At 31.2% G+C, this 17590-nt stretch carries 11 protein-coding genes; 6 read left to right on the forward strand and 5 right to left on the reverse strand.

The window, feature by feature from the left end:
* Positions 1-379 precede the first annotated feature (379 nt).
* The 3 genes from RSD37_RS14570 (at position 380) to RSD37_RS14580 (ending at position 6912) form a co-directional block, all read left to right on the forward strand.
* Entirely contained in the window at positions 380-3736 is a 3357-nt protein-coding gene (locus tag RSD37_RS14570; protein WP_346947471.1) for a DEAD/DEAH box helicase, read from the forward strand.
* A 156-nt stretch (positions 3737-3892) separates the two neighbouring features.
* A complete protein-coding gene (locus RSD37_RS14575) occupies positions 3893-5293 on the forward strand; it encodes an MATE family efflux transporter (protein ID WP_346947472.1) in 1401 nt (466 codons plus the stop codon).
* 146 nt (positions 5294-5439) lie between these two features.
* The gene (locus tag RSD37_RS14580) at positions 5440-6912 is read left to right on the forward strand and encodes a methyl-accepting chemotaxis protein (RefSeq protein ID WP_346947473.1); all 1473 of its coding nucleotides are present in this window, start codon (positions 5440-5442) and stop codon (positions 6910-6912) included.
* Positions 6913-7135: 223 nt separating this feature from the next.
* Here RSD37_RS14580 and RSD37_RS14585 read toward each other — a convergent pair whose 3' ends face one another.
* The 5 genes from RSD37_RS14585 to RSD37_RS14605 all read right to left on the reverse strand — a co-directional run bounded on the left by RSD37_RS14585 (position 7136) and on the right by RSD37_RS14605 (position 12746).
* A complete protein-coding gene (locus tag RSD37_RS14585; protein WP_346947474.1) occupies positions 7136-8326 on the reverse strand; it encodes a DUF2812 domain-containing protein in 1191 nt (396 codons plus the stop codon).
* A gap of 328 nt (positions 8327-8654) precedes the next feature.
* The gene (locus RSD37_RS14590) at positions 8655-9500 is read right to left on the reverse strand and encodes an ABC transporter permease (protein WP_346947475.1); all 846 of its coding nucleotides are present in this window, start codon (positions 9498-9500) and stop codon (positions 8655-8657) included.
* Positions 9490-10452, reverse strand: coding sequence for an ABC transporter permease (locus tag RSD37_RS14595; protein ID WP_346947476.1), 963 nt, complete (start codon positions 10450-10452; stop codon positions 9490-9492). The genes RSD37_RS14590 and RSD37_RS14595 overlap by 11 nt, the downstream gene beginning before the upstream one ends.
* A 92-nt stretch (positions 10453-10544) precedes the next feature.
* Positions 10545-12134: an ABC transporter substrate-binding protein gene (locus tag RSD37_RS14600; protein ID WP_346947477.1), complete on the reverse strand. Its 1590-nt coding sequence runs from the start codon at positions 12132-12134 to the stop codon at positions 10545-10547.
* A 249-nt stretch (positions 12135-12383) separates the two neighbouring features.
* A complete protein-coding gene (locus RSD37_RS14605) occupies positions 12384-12746 on the reverse strand; it encodes a hypothetical protein (protein ID WP_346947478.1) in 363 nt (120 codons plus the stop codon).
* Between the two features lie 353 nt (positions 12747-13099).
* Between RSD37_RS14605 and RSD37_RS14610 the strand changes: the two genes are divergently transcribed.
* Genes RSD37_RS14610 through proC form a run of 3 tightly spaced genes read left to right on the forward strand, consistent with a single transcriptional unit; the run spans position 13100 to position 17223 of the window.
* Positions 13100-14011 (forward strand): trans-4-hydroxy-L-proline dehydratase activase, encoded by a 912-nt coding sequence (locus RSD37_RS14610; RefSeq protein ID WP_346947479.1) that lies wholly within the window; start codon positions 13100-13102, stop codon positions 14009-14011.
* Positions 14012-14035: 24 nt separating this feature from the next.
* Positions 14036-16408 carry a trans-4-hydroxy-L-proline dehydratase gene (hypD, locus tag RSD37_RS14615; RefSeq protein ID WP_346947480.1) on the forward strand — a complete coding sequence of 791 codons (2373 nt, stop codon included), beginning with the start codon at positions 14036-14038 and terminating at the stop codon, positions 16406-16408.
* Between the two features lie 14 nt (positions 16409-16422).
* The gene (proC, locus tag RSD37_RS14620; RefSeq protein ID WP_346947481.1) at positions 16423-17223 is read left to right on the forward strand and encodes a pyrroline-5-carboxylate reductase; all 801 of its coding nucleotides are present in this window, start codon (positions 16423-16425) and stop codon (positions 17221-17223) included.
* The last annotated feature ends 367 nt before the right edge of the window (positions 17224-17590 follow it).

Genomic DNA, 17590 nt, shown 5'->3' on the forward strand with positions numbered 1-17590 from the left:
CTTAATAATTAATATTATGTTATACCAACAATTATTTAAAATGGAGTATTAAATTTTACAATAACTAAAAGTAGACAGATAACAAAAGTTATAGATATAACAAAAAGCTACATTAAGTAGCTTTTTTTATTGGCCGATATTTTAACCTAGTATTATTATGGGATTTAATTAACTTATTTAAAATTTTATTGAAGAAAAGTCTAAAAAATGAGTAGAGCATATCTAATTAAGAAAAAAGTTCACTATAAAGGTGGAAAAAGGTATATAATAAAGGATAGTGCAAAAGTAAATTAAAGTTTATTTGGTGAATTAATACTGTTAAATAAAGGAATATTATATTTATAAGCAGTTAAAAAATGAAATTAGGAGATAAAAAGTTATGAGTTTTGACATAGAGTTAAGTGAAATTAAGGATATATGTGGAAATGTAATTTATAATAGAGCTATGGATATGTACCTTAGAAATAAGGTTAGGAGTATAAAGGTAAATGAAAACTCCGCTAGTGTACTATCTGTTACTGGTATAGTTCAATCTGCCTACGATGTAAATAACTATAAGGTAAATGTACTTATCAATAATAAAAATTATAAATTGTATCCTAATTGCACCTGTGAGGGATTTCAACAGTATCATATGTGTAAGCATATTGGAGCGGTACTTATAAAATTAAATAAGGAAGGCTTAAATGGTAGAGGGATAAATATTCCTAAATCAAGTGAAGAGGAGCTTTTAGAAACTTATAAAAGTAGCTTTGATAAGGAGGTTAAGTCTTCTGAAAAAGAAATCTTAAACATGGATGTTACACTAATAGTTGGAGTGGAACACTATGGACAAAAATCAAAGAACTTTTATGTGGAGCTAAAGGTTGGAACTAATAGATTATATGTAGTAAAAAATATTAGAGAGTTTATAGAATGTATCTATAAAAGCGGAGGAACCATCCATTTTGGAAAGGAACTTCAATATACAAATACCAGATATAGATTTAAAGATGAGGATAAGGAAATCCTAGATATCATAAAGGAGATTTATGACTTAAACATAGAGGTTATGAATAGAGTTTATACTAATAAAGCTGTATTTTTTAGTGGTAAGAGGGTTTTTCTCACAGAGGGACAGCTAAGAAAACTTCTTACTATTAAAAATGGAAAAACTATTAACATAGATTATACTGGAGAGGTACTTAAGGACGTAACAGTGTCTAGGGGAAATATGCCCATGAGCTTTTATATGTTTATGAATGGAGAAAACCTTAGCATAGATATGAATGGTGATACTCCAGAAGGTGTATGTGAAGACGTTGGTCTTTACTATTTAAACGATATATTGTATCTTTTATCAGAGAAACAAAGAGATGATTTCACTCCTCTTTATAAAGCCTTTTCACAAGGGGAAGAAAATACTATATCCTTTAGAAAACAAAGTATTAGTGATGTGGCAAACTTTCTCATTCCAAAGTTAAACAATATCACTCCTTTAGTAATGAAGGATGAAAGAGTTAAAGAAATTATTAAAGAGGAACCGTTGGTGGCAATGTTCTATCTAGATAAGGATAATGATGTAACAACTTGCGATGTGAAGTTTAATTATGGAGAAGAGAACTTCTACTATTTTAATTCTAAAGATGAAGTATCAAGTGATAATGTGGAAAATAAATCTACATATAATACTTCAGAGGAGAATTCAGAAGGCTATATAAATAAAAAAGAAGCTACTATAAGTCCTAAGATTGAGGATATTATTATTAGAAACTTACCGAAGGAAAGAGAAATAGTAGAAAGAATACATTCCCTTGGATTTAGAAGTAAGGATAAGAAGTTTTATATGGATGATGAGGATGATTTAGTTGAATTCTTAACCTATGGTGTAGAGGAACTTACAGAACTAGGAGAAGTATATTACTCCGATAGCTTTAAGGATATAAAAGTCTTAACTCCAAAGGTATTTAAGTCAGGAATTAAATTAAATAATATGGATCTTCTAGAGTTTAATTTTACCATTGATGGAGTTTCACAAGAAGAATTAAAATCTGCTCTAACTTCCATTAAGCAAAGGAAAAAATATCATAAATTAAAGAATGGATCTATAATACCGCTAAAAGGTAGTGCTGTTAATGGCATACAGTCAATCATAGAAAATTTTGATATATCAGCTTCTAAGCTAGCCAGTGGAGATGTAGTTTTACCTAAATATGCAGCCTTATATATAGATGATAAGATTAATAGTGGAAGCCTTGGATTTATATCAAGAAATAGAAGCTTTAAAAATCTTATAGATACAATAAAAGATATAAATAGTAGTGAGTATATAGTTCCAAAAGAAATGGAACAGGTATTAAGGCCTTATCAAGAAACTGGATATAAGTGGTTTAAAACCTTGGCATCTTGTGGATTTGGTGGAATCTTAGGAGATGAAATGGGTCTTGGGAAAACTCTTCAAGCCATAACCTATATAACTTCACAAAAAGAAGAAGGCAGACTTAAGGATAAAGCACTTATCATATGCCCAACTTCCCTAGTATATAACTGGGTTATGGAGTTTGAAAAGTTCTCTAAGGATTTAAAAGTGATAGCTATAAGTGGGACTAAGGGTGAGCGAGAAGCTCTCATGGATAGTGTGGAGGAGTATGATGTAATAGTAACATCTTATGCTTTAATCAGAAGAGATATAGAATACTATGAAAAGAAAAGCTTTGATCTTTGTATAATAGATGAAGCTCAGTACATCAAAAATCCTACATCAATAAATGCACAGTCTGTAAAGGAAGTTAAGGCTAAAGTTAAGTTTGCTATGACTGGAACACCTATAGAAAACTCACTGACAGAGCTATGGTCTATCTTTGACTTTATAATGCCAGGATATTTAAAGACTCATGGTAAGTTTAATAAAACCTTTGAGGTTCCAATTGTGAAGGAAAAAAGTGAAGAGTCACTTAAAGAACTTTTAAAACTTATAAGACCATTTATTTTGAGAAGATTTAAAAAGGATGTAGCCCTTGAGTTACCTCCAAAGATTGAACATAAAATAATTGTAGATATGACCACGGAGCAGAAAAAACTTTATTATTCTTATGTGGATTCTTATAAAGATGAAATGAAAAAAGAAATCAAGGAAAAGGGATTTAATAAGAGTAGAATGAAAATTTTATCTTTAATTACAAGACTTAGACAAATTTGTTGTGATCCAGCTTCCTTTATAGAAAACTATGAAGGGGACAGTGGGAAATACATAGCATTATATGATATATTAGAGGAATCTTTAGAAAATAATCATAAGGTGCTGCTATTCTCTCAATTCACAACTATCCTTGGTAGTATTAGAGAGAAATTAAGGAAAAAAGGTATAAAAACCATGTATTTAGATGGATCGGTTCCATCTAAAGAGAGAATGAACTTAGTAAATGAATTTAATAATGGAGAACCAATGGTATTCTTAATATCTCTAAAGGCTGGAGGAACAGGATTAAATTTAACCTCCGCAGATATGGTAATACACTTTGATCCATGGTGGAACCCAGCAGTTGAAGATCAGGCTGTAGATAGAGCTCATAGAATAGGTCAGAAGAACACAGTAGAGGTAATTAAGCTTATAGCAAAGGGAACCATAGAAGAAAAAATATACAATATTCAAGAAAAGAAGAAGGAAATTATAGAGAAAGTTCTAGATGGAGAAGAACATACAGATTTAACTCTATCATCTATGAATGAGAAGGAACTAGAGGATTTATTTTCATAAGTAACATACAAAATGTTTGATTTAGTAAGGTAGCTAAAAAGGGACTATCTCAAAATATGAGATGGCTCCCTTAAATATAAAAAGTAATATATTATTTAGCGGTGCCTTAACTATATTTAAGGAAAAGTTATAACAATTCGGAGAGGAGTATACTACATGGAAAAACAAAAGGCACTAGGAGAAGAGAAGATAACCACATTACTAATTAAGTTTTCTATACCTGCAATAGTAGGTATGTTAGTTAATGCATTTTATAATATTGTAGATAGAATGTTCATAGGACATATACCTGAGGTAGGAAATCTAGCTATAACGGGGATAGGAGTAACCATGCCAATATCAACTATAATATTAGGGTTTGGTATGTTGGTTGGACTAGGTACTGCAACTACCATATCCATAAAACTTGGACAACAAAAGAAGGATGAGGCAGAGAAAATCTTAGGAAATGCATTCACTTTAATTATAATTATAAGTTTAAGTATAACAGTGATAGGTTTAATCTGGGGTAAAGATATACTAAGCTTATTTGGAGCTAGTGAAAATACCCTTGGATATGCACAGGACTATATGCAGATTATATTTATGGGTACCATATTTAACATGCTAAGCTTTGGGCTAATGCATACAATAAGGGCTAGTGGTAGCCCTAATATGGCAATGGCATCTATGCTTATAGGAGCCATAACAAACATAATTCTAGATCCAATATTTATATTTGTTCTTGGGATGGGAGTTAAGGGGGGCGCAATTGCCACAGTAATTGCACAGCTTTTTTCAGCAATTTGGGGTATTAGCTTCTTTGTAAAAGGCAAATCCACCTTAAAAGTAAGGGTTAAGAACTTCAAATTAGAAAAAAAATTCGTTCTAAGTATATTTGCCATTGGAGTATCTCCATTTAGCATGCAAATTGCTGCAAGTATAGTTCAAGTTATATCAAATAATTCATTAAGAGTATATGGTGGAGATTTAGCCATAGGAGCTATGACTATAGTTAATAGTGTAGCCATGATATTTTTGATGCCCATCTTCGGGCTAAATCAGGGAATGCAGCCTATAGTTGGATATAACTATGGAGCAAAGCAATTTGACAGAGTTAAAGAAGCTATTAAATATCCACAGAGAGTAGCTACAATAATTGCAGTGGTGGGATTCTTAGTTGTGGAACTAGTACCAGGGGTTCTAGTAAAAGCCTTTAACTCAGATGCACAACTACTACAAATCACAAAGCATGGAATGAGAATATTCCTTTCTATGGTTATCTTCATAGGCCCACAAATAATAAGAACAAATTATTTCTCCTGCGTAGGAAAGGCTAAAAAATCGATGTTTCTTAGCTTATTAAGACAGGTAATATTATTAATACCATGTCTAGTAATTCTTCCAAGAATACCACTTCCAGGTGGAGGGGTATTAGGACTTACAGGGGTATGGATGGCAGGACCGGTCAGTGATTTCTTATCATTTATAATAACAACACTTATGTTTAATAAAGAAATGAAGTTGTTAGATGAGGCAATGGTAGAAGAAAATGGTTCAGTAGAGCCAGCAGTGTAGTTTGATTAACTTCAAATAAATAGCAGGAATAAATATCATAAGAAATAAATGGCTATCTCAATGTTTTTGAGATAGCCATATTTTTTTTGTAAAGCTTTGTAAATTTGTATCGATTATATTAATATATAAAACTTTGGGGGGAAATTATGAACGAAGAAATCATACAAATAAAAACAAATAAAAAATTTATAAAACTTAGTTGGATATTAGTTATTATCTATACCGCAGGTATGTTAATAATGGTAAATCATGAAACACTTTCCATAGTTCCGGCTATTGTTGCGATTTCGCTTATGGTTATTCCAGTTATAATCTCAACTATTATCCATAGAAAAGATGAACGTAATATTTTAATACGTCATATATGTGCTACTCCTTTTTCTATTGCATATACAATAATATTATTTTATTCAACTACAATTGTTGCACCATTTCTTATATGTCCACTGTTAATAATTTCAAGTTCTTATTTGGATTTAAAGTTTCAAAGAAGAATATCAATAGGAGCATTAATGATAATTATTATTTGGGCAATAACAAGTGCAGATAAAAGTAAATTGTCTATAGTTGCTATGATAATAGTTATAATTTTACTTTTTGCATATGTACTATACGATGTAACTAAATTCTCAGAAAGCATTAGAAAATCTGCTAATGTGGAGTCTGAGAAAGTAAGACTTGCAAGCATTGAAAAAGAAAATACTTTCCTTGAAATTAAAAGAGCTGTTGAACTTTTAAGTACTAATACTAAATTTTTAATTGATTGTATTAATTCTATTGAATCTAGTTCTAATACAATACATATGGCTATTAATGAAATTTCTAATGGGTGTGAGTCTACTACTGAAAACATTGATAATCAGCGAAAATCTACAACTTCAATACAAAGCCAAATTAACGAAACAGCTACATTATCGAGGGATATTAAGAAATACTCAGTAGAAAGTAAAGAAATATTTAATAGTACATTAGAAACTATTACAGTTTTATCAGAAAAATCTAATGAAGTTAATGAAAAAAACAATTCTTTAACTTCTGTTTTCGAGGGCTTAAAATCTAAATCTAAAGAGGTTTTAGGAATTATATCTATGATTTCTGCGATTTCAGAAAAAACTAATCTTCTATCCTTAAATGCTGCTATTGAAGCTGCTAGAGCAGGTGAAGCAGGTAGAGGATTCTCAGTAGTTGCATCAGAAGTAAGAAATTTAGCTGAACAAAGTAAAGAATCTACAATGAATATTAGCAATATCATATTTGAACTAGATAAAGAGGTTGACTTTGTATTTAATGAAATAGTTTCATTATCAGAAACTAATACTGAAGCTGTATCACTTATAGGTACTACTGAAAATAAAATAAATATATTATCATCAACATTAGATAGCCTAAATGAAAATATAAATCTGATAAGTAATAAGATTAATGACACACTAAAATCTAATGAAGAAATTACTGAATCAATAATTAATCTATCTTCTGTTTCAGAGCAAACCCTTGCAAATTCTCAGGAAACCTATGCAACAGTAGAAAACTACTTAGTTGATACCAAAGAAGCTAAAAACTTTATAGAAGAATTATATATTATAACAAATGACTTAAGTTCATTAATACAGGAATAAGTTTTAATATATGTCTATAGTTAGAGTGAAAGCTAAAATATAAGATGAGAAAAATCCCACAGCTAAAATAGAAGCTGTGGGATTTTAGTTTTTAATAATTAGTGCTAACAATCTATGACACATGTGGCAAGATGTGTGGTAGATAAAGTGTTAGACAAAAATCTGGAATATTCTACAAGAGATAAGTCAATCTAATAAAACTTTTAAAAACTAGACATTTACGCTATTCTTCTATTATAGAAAGTTTCTTAGAAATCTCATCTATAACTTTTTCTTTGTCTGCATTACCATAATAATTAACACGCATAATACCTTTGCCACGGTTGGCGAATATGCGACATACATCTTTTTCTTCAAGAACCATTAGTATGTCAAAGTTCTCGTTTTCCACTTTTACATATTCTAAATCAGAATCAAGTATTTCTTCAAATTCATCCATCAATTGGTAAAGAGAATCATCTGCCATGAAAGAAAAACGTACCTTATAAACCATGGTCATTAGAGTTGGGGTATATAATTCACCATTTCCCCACTTCTCTCCCGGAACACATCCACTTTCATAAGTTTCATATATATCAGGAGCAAAGATTGTCTTGCTATGGTCGTAGTAGTTTCCAAAGTCAACATCACTACTTCCAGGTGAAGTTGATTGAGTATATTTTGGATTATCCTCTATATAACTTAATCTAACAATTGGTAGTGAGGGCGTTGAGGCTTTTAGTGTAATAAAGTCATCCGAATATATATGTGAGAGGGAATTATAAATAAGACTTATGCATAATGCCATAAATAAGCCTGTACTTATTAAAGAACCACAGTGGCTAAGTTTCCAATTGGCATGATGATCTATTGGTGTACCTTGTAAAAGAGATTTTCTAAGCCTCGCAATAGAAATAGTTTCACTTATTATCCTAAGAAAAGCATATAGAAGTGTAAATATGGATAATAGATCTATTCCTGACATTGTTAAAAGATTTGAATAAAAATTCTTTGATAAAAATTCAGGTAGTATTATAAACCAGAACAATATCACAGCTAAGGTACCTAGCATATTAAGAATCAACTTTTTATAAAAGGGTTTTAGCATAGATGCATGATCATCAGTAAGTAGGTGTAGTTCACATGTATTTACCTCGTAGGGTGAGGAAAATACATGAAACTTATCATGGTTATCTACATGATTCCATCCATATTGTTTATAGGTTTCGAATTGCTCATTGGATAATTCATTTTTATTTAATCCAACCTCTATTCTGTAGTACATATTCTTTGGTTCGCCTTTATTGAATTTAACAAAATTACGGCCCAATTTATCGAGATGAAGACCTTTAGAAGACATATCACTAAGCCAGCTTTCGTTAACTCCTATTTTCCAGTAGTTTCCCGGTTTCACTCTGTAAGTAGTTTTAGCCATATAAGCACCTACCTTTAAAATGTATTATAACCATATTATTACACGAAATTCAGGGATAAGCTATATATTTTATTTAGTTGTGACTTTTAAGCCTTTTGGATAAACTACATCATTACCAGTAAGATAAATATAAAGTTCCGATAGTAGGTTTTCTAGTTCGGAGAGAATATGACTAGAGATAATTATGGTTCTTGGATGCTCTAGATAATCTCTAAGGAGAATATCATCTTCAATAGTCTCTGCTATCTGTACATAGATAGGGTTTACAAAACAAAATTTTTGATATATCCTCTGTGGATTAGATCTAAATTATCTAAAGTAACATAGTTTAATCCTGTTGAGATGGATCTAAGGCTACCCTCAGTATATCTCCTAAAACATTAAAGCTTAATACAATCAATAATATAATTATTCCAGGAAAAATTGCTAGATATGTTTTGTCACTAATTCTAGCTTGAGCAGTTTGTAGCATACTACCTAAGGATGATGTAGGCTGTTGTACTCCGAGTCCTAAGAAGCTTAATGAAGACTCTGTCAATATAGCATCTGCTATATTTATACTGGCTGCCACTATAACCGTAGAAATAACATTAGGTATTATATGTTTCTTTATTAGATGTTTATTATTTCCACCCAAAGCTTTTGCGCATAGAATATAATCTCTTTCTTTTATGGACATGGCTTCGGAACGTACAATTCTAGCTATGCCCATCCATCCAAATAAACCTATTATAATAATGATATTAATTATACTTGGTCTTAAGTAGGAATTAATTATTAAAAGGAAGAAAAACATAGGTATACTCATAAGCATATCTATTATTCTCATAATAATAGCATCTACCTTTCCTCCAATTAATCCGCTAACAGCACCAACTAGGGTTCCAATAAAAACTGAAACTACCATAGAAAGAATACCAACGATTAAAGATATCCTTGTTCCATATAATGCTCTAGTAAAATAATCTCTTCCTAATTCATCAGTTCCAAATATATGTTTCAAATTAGGTTCTTTAAACTGGTTAGTTATATCTATAGCATCAAATTTATATGGAGTTAAAAAAGCAAATAAAGCTAGGAGTATTATTATACATAGGAATATTAAAGAAAACATACCCAGTTTATTTTTCTTTAATTCTCTTTTGAAATTCTCTTTGAATCTACTATTGAACATTTTTATCACTCCTACGCATTCTTGGATCTACTAAAACATAGCTAATATCAGCAATTAAATTTCCTAATACAACCATTATTGATGTAACTAATGTAATTGCCATTATAACTGGGTAATCTAAAGATTTTATTGCATTAATACCAAGACGACCCATACCAGGCCACCCAAAAATAGTTTCAGTAATAAAAGCACCTGACACTAATGAAGGTAAACTCATTCCCAATATAGTTATAATTGGAAGAAGTGCATTTTTCATAATATGCTTATATAAAATTTCATTCTTACTTAAGCCTTTTGAAATAGCAGTTGTAACATAATCCTCCTTTAGCTCTGTTATGGTACATGATCTAACATACCTAGTAAGGACAGCTATATTAGAAAAACTCAATACAATTGTTGGCAATATACCATGCTTTATAATATCCAATGTAGAATCAACTCCTATAGTCCTCATTCCTACACTAGGTAAAAGTCTTAATTTCGAAGAGAATATAGTTATTAAAATCATAGCAAACCAAAAGCTAGGAATAGAAATCGCTACATAATTTAACACATTTATAACCCTATCGAAAAATTTGTTTCTATGTAATGCAGTATAAAGTCCTAGTGGTATAGAAATTATAACTGACAAAACTAAAGACATACCCATAAGTCCTAGAGTAGCTAAGATTCGAGAAGAAATTTCGCTTATAACTGGTTGTCTAGTTATAAGTGAAAATCCTAAATCACCTGTTAAAGTGTTTTTAAGCCATAAAAAATATCTAGCTAACATTGGCTGATCGAGTCCAAGACTTGCTCTAATCAAATCTGCTTGTTCCTTTGACATTTTTGAATTTATATATCCTTGAGCAGGATCTCCTGGTGCTAAGTTCATAAGTAAGAAAGAAATAAATGATATAAACAAAAGCATAGGTATAGCTTGTAAGATTCTTTTTACAATTTTATCTCTCATAATAATACAATCCTTCCATGTGTTATAAATCACATTAAAATGGCTCAAAAATCTGTAAACAGATAAATGAGCCACATTTTAGCTATATTTTCTTATTGGATCATATAAATCTTTGATAAATCTTCAAACATATATATTGGTACTAACTTAGCGTCTTCTACGCCACCTAATTTAGCATCTACCCCTATTAATGATTTAGAATAATTTAATGGGTAAACAACTGAATCTTCAGCTATAGTCTTTTGAATTTTTTCATAGATTTCTTTTCTCTTTGTGTCATCAGGTTGTGTAGCTCCATCTTTCCACATTTGATCTAATTCTGGATTGTTATAACTTTGAACATTAAAACTACCATTAGATAAATATGCACTAGAATATCCATCTGGATCATTTCCCATAACATATCCATTAATAACTATATCAAAATCTCTTTCTTGTTCACCGAATATTTTTGCGAAGAATACATTTGTATCTATTTGTTGTGTATCAACTTCTATACCGATAGCTGCAAGCTGTTGCTTAACTATCATAGCTATTTTCTCATCTTTAGGAGTGTATTGAAAATTAAGTTTCATGTTAGCTACTCCCGCTTGTTTCATAAGCTCCTTAGCTTTTTCTATGTTTTGATCATATTTTTCAACATCATCAGTATAGAACTTTGTACTTGATGCTAATATAGAGTATGCTTTCTCAGTGTTATCTAAGTTTGTGAAAGAAGTCTTTAGTATTTCTTCCTTGTTTAATGCATAGCTTATAGCTTGTCTAACTTCTTTTTTCTTTAAGTTTTCATTTTTTTCATTTAAAATCATATAATTTAACATTCCCTCATTAAATGAGTATGTTTTAAATCTACTATCTGTTGAAAAAGCTTCATATTTACTTTCTTCTAGATAGCTAGCTGATACTTCTCCATTTTCAAAAGCAACTTTTGAAGTGTTAGCATCTGGTATTATTCTATAAACGACGCTATCTAAATGAGGTTTTCCTATATAATAATCATCAAATCTCTCAAGAACTACCATCTCGCCTTTTTTCCATTCTTTAAACTTGAATGGCCCAGAACCTATTGGGTTGTTGTTTTTCTCTGATTGAGCTAAATTAGCTTCTCCCTTAAATATATGTTCTGGAATTATTTTAAAATCACCGATTGCGTTATAAAAAGGTACATAAGCACTTGGTAATTTAAACTCAACAGTTAAGTCATCTAGTTTTGTTACTTCTACCTCTTTATCATTAATAACAAAGGTTTGTCTAGCTTCAATTCCTTGGGCTTCATCCTTTGCTACATTTACACTGTATATTAAATCATCTGCTGTTATTTTTTCACCATCGTGCCATTTTAAATTGTCTTTTAGTTTTAATTTATATGTAAGCTTATCCTCAGATACCTCTATGTTTTCTGCTAAATAATATCTTACATCATCTTGGTCAACTACATATAATGGACTAAACAATGCGTTATTTATTGTGTAAGTAACTCTGTTTTGTTGAAAAAATGGATTCAAACAAGTTGGATCTGTACTAGCTGAGAAAACCATTGTTCCACCATCTTTTACTTCACCCTGTGTAGTTTCAGCAACATCTTTTTTTTCAGTGTCTACATTATTTTTACTACCACAACCAAATAGTGATAAAGATAATAGTGTAGCTAATCCTAAACTTATTAATTTTGTCTTTTTCATAATATGCCTCCTATAAAAGTATAATTTAATACAAAATATATTGAAATATTTGTATCAATGACCTCATATAGGATATCATAGTATTATTTTCTATAAAACATTTATTTATATTTACTATAAGTAATAATATTCTATAGAAAAAGCTTATAGAGTTTATTTAATTGGTATTAGAAAACCACACCCCTATGAAACATAGAAATGTGGCTTATAAATAAGTTATTTATTATAGAAGTTTTTTTAAAATCCTTACTACTTTTTCCACAATACTTGATTAATGGATTTCAAGGTTTTAGTGAGATTTTTACCAGTTACAGATTTTTCTATCTTATATTCAATAGGTAATTCATTAATATTAAACATTTTTTTAAAGGTACGAGAAACGCTTACTTTCTTCTCATCAACTTTTTCTTCAGGTATAGCCATAGGTTTTTGATTTACTAATAAATCCTTCTTAGTTTTTCCAGGATGGCTATCCCAAAAGATTTTATATTCTGGATTTAATTCGTATGCAGCATCGTGAACCTCTTTAATTAGAGTGAAATTTATGTAAATATTATTTAGAGTATGCTCTAAATCTGCTTTTATTTCTTCCTTTGATTTTGCCTTTGCCATTTAACATTCCTCCTAAAATTATTATAAATTGTTACCATTAATAAAATATATTATATATAGAAGAGTAAAGAAATGCAAACTTATACAAGATAGATTTCATAGCTATATTATAGTTGTATTTAATTTTAGTTAAATATTTATATAGCAGTGGACTTATATTTAGCAAAACTACAATTAAAGTTTACATATGAATAATTATTTTGTAGAAATCTAGGAATTGACTTTGAATAAAGGGAATTTTATAATTAAAGTGAATATATAAAAGGTTATATTCATATAAATGAATATAATTGAAATTGAAGTGTATATTAAGCTTTTTAATGAACTAAATTTAACAAGTAGAAGGTGATATTGTGAATTTGCCAAAGGTTATAAATATTCAAAAGTACTCCATTCATGACGGAGATGGAATAAGAACCACAATATTTTTTAAAGGCTGTTTGCTTTCTTGCCTGTGGTGTCATAATCCGGAAAGTCAAAGCTATAATCAGGAGCTAATGTATAATGAGGAGAAATGTTCGAGGTGCTTAACTTGCGTTGAGATTTGTCATCGAAATGCAATAGTAAAAGAGGGTCAGCATGTATGCACAGATAGAGAAAAGTGTGACTTATGTAAATCTTGTATTGATTATTGTGTAAATAATGCTCGTGAAGTAGTGGGAAAGGAATATACCATGGCAGAACTTGTTAAGGAAGCTGAAAAGGACAGGATGTTTTATGAAGAGTCCTATGGTGGCATTACCTTATCCGGTGGAGAGGTTATGACACAAAACATGGACTATATAGAAGAACTTTTAAAGAAGCTAAAGAGAAAAGGATATAACATTGCAATAGATACCTGTGGATATGCACTCTATGAAAACTATGAAAGAATACTTTCCTATATAGATATGTTTTTGTATGACATAAAATTAATGGACAGTGTTAACCATGAAGAATTCATTGGTAAGGGCAATGAGCTAATACTAAGCAACCTTAAGAAAATAAGTGATGCAGGTGCAAATATTAATATAAGAATACCAATCATAGAGGGAGTCAATGCAGATGAGGCTTCAATGGATGAAATCATTAATTTCTTAAAGGATAATATTAATGTGAAAAAGATAAATTTACTTCCTTATCATAATACAGGAAGTAGTAAGTATGACAGACTTCGAAGAGATTATAAGGGATATGATTTTTCTACACCTAGTGAAGAGAGAATGAAAAAAATAAAAGAAAAATTTGAAAATCAAGGTTTCTTAAATGTTAAGATTGGTGGATAGAAGTGTGAAATAGGAGGGTAAGTCATGGAAAGAGGTATGAATGAAAGAGTTAAAAAGCTAAGATCTGAGAGTATGAATATAATCCCTCATATATATATGGAGAGAGCAACTTTAATGACAGATGCTTATAAGAAATATGAGGGCAGTGTTTCTGTGCCTGAGATGAGGGCCTTGGCATTTAAGTATTTTATGGAGAACAAAACAATTTGTATCAATGAGGGTGAATTGATTGTAGGAGAAAAAGGGGATGGACCTCAAGCTTCACCAACTTTTCCAGAGCTTTGCTGTCATACACTTGAGGATATGCACGTAATGAATGACAGAGATCTTATTTGCTTTAAGGTAAAGGAAGAGGATTTTAAAATTCAAGAGGAAAGAATTATTCCTTACTGGGAGAAACGTTCTATAAGAAGTAAAATTATAAATGCCATGAGTCCAAAGTGGAAAGAATGTTATGAAAGTGGCATATTTACAGAATTCATGGAGCAAAGAGGACCAGGGCATACTGTCGGTTCTGAAAATATTTATAAAAAGGGATTCCTAGATTATAAAAAGGATATTCAAGAAGCTATAGATAAATTGGATTTTTTAACTGATTTAGAGGCTTTATCAAAGAAGGAACAGTTAACGGCTATGAGCATCAGCTGTGATGCCATTATGATTTTAGGAGAAAGATATGCAAAATATGCAAGGGAGTTAGCTAATAAGGAAATTGATTTAGTAAGAAAAGAAGAACTACTTCAAATTGCAGAAAACTGTGAAGTTGTACCTGCTCATAGTCCTAAAAACTATTGGCAAGCAATTCAAATGTACTGGTTTGTTCATCTTGGAGTAACCACGGAGTTAAATCCATGGGATGCCTATAGCCCAGGAAGACTTGACCAACACCTGAATCCATTTTATGAAAGAGACATAGAGAAGGGAATATTAGATGAAGACAAAGCTAAGGAGCTTTTAGAATGTCTATGGGTAAAATTTAATAATCAGCCAGCCCCTCCAAAGGTTGGAGTTACTCTAAAGGAAAGTAGTACCTATACGGACTTTGTAAATATAAATACTGGAGGTATTACTCCAGAAGGACAAGATGGAATCAATGAAGTAAGTTATTTAATCCTTGATTGTATGGACGAGATGAAGTTGTTACAACCAAGCTCAAATGTGCAAATAAGTAGAAAAACACCAAGAAGATTCCTAAAGAGAGCTTGTGAAATCTCTAGAAAAGGTTGGGGTCAGCCAGCATTTTATAACACAGAAGCAATTATTCAAGAGTTACTTAATGCAGGTAAGACAATCCAAGATGCTAGACGTGGAGGAACCAGTGGATGTGTGGAAACGGGAGCCTTTGGTAATGAAGCATATATCTTAACAGGATACTTGAATCTTCCTAAGATATTAGAACTAACATTATTTAATGGTTATGACAAAGTAAGTGGTAAACAACTTGGACTAGAACTTGGTTATGCCACAGACTTTGAAACCTATGAAGAACTATTTGAAGCTTATAAAAAGCAAGTAGAATACTTTGTAGATATTAAGGTAGAAGGTAGCAATATAATTGAGAAAATATATGCACAGTACATGCCAGCACCATTCCTATCAGTAATAACAAATGATTGCATAAGTAGTGGTAAGGATTATAATGGAGGTGGTGCTCGTTATAACACAAGCTATATACAAGGGGTTGGAATAGGTACCATAACAGATTCTCTTGTGGCTATTAAGTATAACGTTTATGATGAAAAGAAGTTTACTATGGATAAACTTATGGAAGCTTTAAATAATAACTTTGAAGGCAGTGAAATCATAGGAAACCTAGTAAGGAATAGAACTCCTAAGTATGGTAATGATAATGATTATGCTGATGAGGTTATGCAGCAGGTATTTAATTTATATAATGAAACAGTAACTGGTAGACCAAATATGAAGGGTGGCTGCTATAGAATTAATATGTTGCCAACAACCTGCCATGTTTACTTTGGAGAAGTAATGCTTGCAAGTGCTAATGGACGTCTTGCTCATAAGCCAGTATCGGAAGGTATTTCTCCAGAAAAAGGTGGAGATACTAATGGACCTACAGCAGTTATAAAATCTGCTTCAAAGATGGATCATTTAAGAACTGGTGGAACTCTTCTGAACCAAAAATTCACACCAAGTGTAGTATCGGGAGAAGATGGACTTGAGCATATGGCAAACCTAGTTAGAACTTACTTTAATATGGATGGTCACCACATTCAATTTAATGTAATTGATAGAAATACACTAATAAAAGCACAGCAAAACCCAGAAGAATACAAGGATTTAATAGTAAGGGTTGCAGGATACAGTGACCACTTCAGAAATCTAAGTAAAGAGCTTCAAGATGAAATCATAGACAGGACAGAGCAAAAATTCAATTAAGGAGCGAATCAAATATGAAAATGAAATTAGGATTTATAGGTTGTGGAAATATGGCTAAGGCTATGATGGGAGGGATTATTTCATCGGGGATTTTATCAGCTGATCAGGTTATTGCATCTGATGCATATGCTATAGGACTTGAGAAAACAAAGAGTGACTTAGGAATAAACATAACTTCAAATAATAAAGAAGTTGCAATAAATAGTGAAATTGTGGTTTTAGCAGTAAAGCCTCAATACTATGACGATGTTATAAAAGAAATCACAGATGTAGTTGCAGAGAATACAATTATAGTAACTATTGCGCCAGGACAAAGTTTAGAAAAGTTACAAGGTCAGTTTGGTAAGGCAGTGAAAATAGTGAGAACTATGCCAAATACACCGGCATTAGTAGGGGAAGGTATTACAGGAGTTTGCAAAAATTCTTTAGTTACTGATGAAGAATTAAGATATGTATGTAAGATTTTAAGTGGCTTTGGCAAGGCTGAAATAGTCGATGAAAACCTAATGGATACAGTAGTAGGGGTAAGTGGAAGCTCACCAGCCTATGTATTTATGTTCATTGAAGCTATGGCAGATGCTGCTGTAATGGATGGAATGCCAAGAGATAAGGCTTATAAATTTGCAGCTCAAGCAGTATTAGGTTCTGCAAAAATGGTACTAGAAACAGGAAAGCATCCAGGAGAATTAAAGGATATGGTTTGCTCACCGGGTGGTACAACTATAGAAGCAGTAAGAGTATTAGAAGAAAAAGGCTTCCGTAGTAGTGTAATGGAAGCAATGAAGGCTTGCGTAAAAAAAGCTAAAGGTATGTAGCTGCTTTAGAAGCACCCAGAAAGTAAGATTTGGGTGCTTTTGTTTTGCACCTAGAGTTTGATTTATCTTAAAAATGGCAATTACTTTACCACGCGTGTCTATATGAGAAAAATGTAGCATTATATCGGAATAAGTAGTAAATAGGTAGTTTTTATATGTAGATGTAAAAATATATGGATTATGAGTTGTAAAATCATGATATTATAAGTCTTGTCGCTGAGAGATGCGGCAAAGAAACAACAGGAATTAAGAGGAAACTTCTTAAGAAATTAAGAAAAAAAGTTTTTAAAGAAAGTTGTTGACAGATAAGAGATTATCTAGTAGAATAGTAAAAGTCGTCACTAGTAAGTGATGAAGAAGATAAGAA

The organism is Clostridium sp. (assembly GCF_036646415.1).
GTDB lineage: Bacteria > Bacillota > Clostridia > Clostridiales > Clostridiaceae > Clostridium_J.

Bases quoted from the DNA above. Each gene is read 5' to 3' on its own strand.
- RSD37_RS14570 (WP_346947471.1), top strand. From the start codon at position 380: ATGAGTTTTGACATAGAGTTAAGTGAAATTAAGGATATATGTGGAAAT.
- RSD37_RS14575 (WP_346947472.1), top strand. From the start codon at position 3,893: ATGGAAAAACAAAAGGCACTAGGAGAAGAGAAGATAACCACATTACTA.
- RSD37_RS14580 (WP_346947473.1), top strand. From the start codon at position 5,440: ATGAACGAAGAAATCATACAAATAAAAACAAATAAAAAATTTATAAAA.
- RSD37_RS14585 (WP_346947474.1), bottom strand. From the start codon at position 8,326: ATGGCTAAAACTACTTACAGAGTGAAACCGGGAAACTACTGGAAAATA.
- RSD37_RS14590 (WP_346947475.1), bottom strand. From the start codon at position 9,500: ATGTTCAATAGTAGATTCAAAGAGAATTTCAAAAGAGAATTAAAGAAA.
- RSD37_RS14595 (WP_346947476.1), bottom strand. From the start codon at position 10,452: ATGAGAGATAAAATTGTAAAAAGAATCTTACAAGCTATACCTATGCTT.
- RSD37_RS14600 (WP_346947477.1), bottom strand. From the start codon at position 12,134: ATGAAAAAGACAAAATTAATAAGTTTAGGATTAGCTACACTATTATCT.
- RSD37_RS14605 (WP_346947478.1), bottom strand. From the start codon at position 12,746: ATGGCAAAGGCAAAATCAAAGGAAGAAATAAAAGCAGATTTAGAGCAT.
- hypD (WP_346947480.1), top strand. From the start codon at position 14,036: ATGGAAAGAGGTATGAATGAAAGAGTTAAAAAGCTAAGATCTGAGAGT.
- proC (WP_346947481.1), top strand. From the start codon at position 16,423: ATGAAAATGAAATTAGGATTTATAGGTTGTGGAAATATGGCTAAGGCT.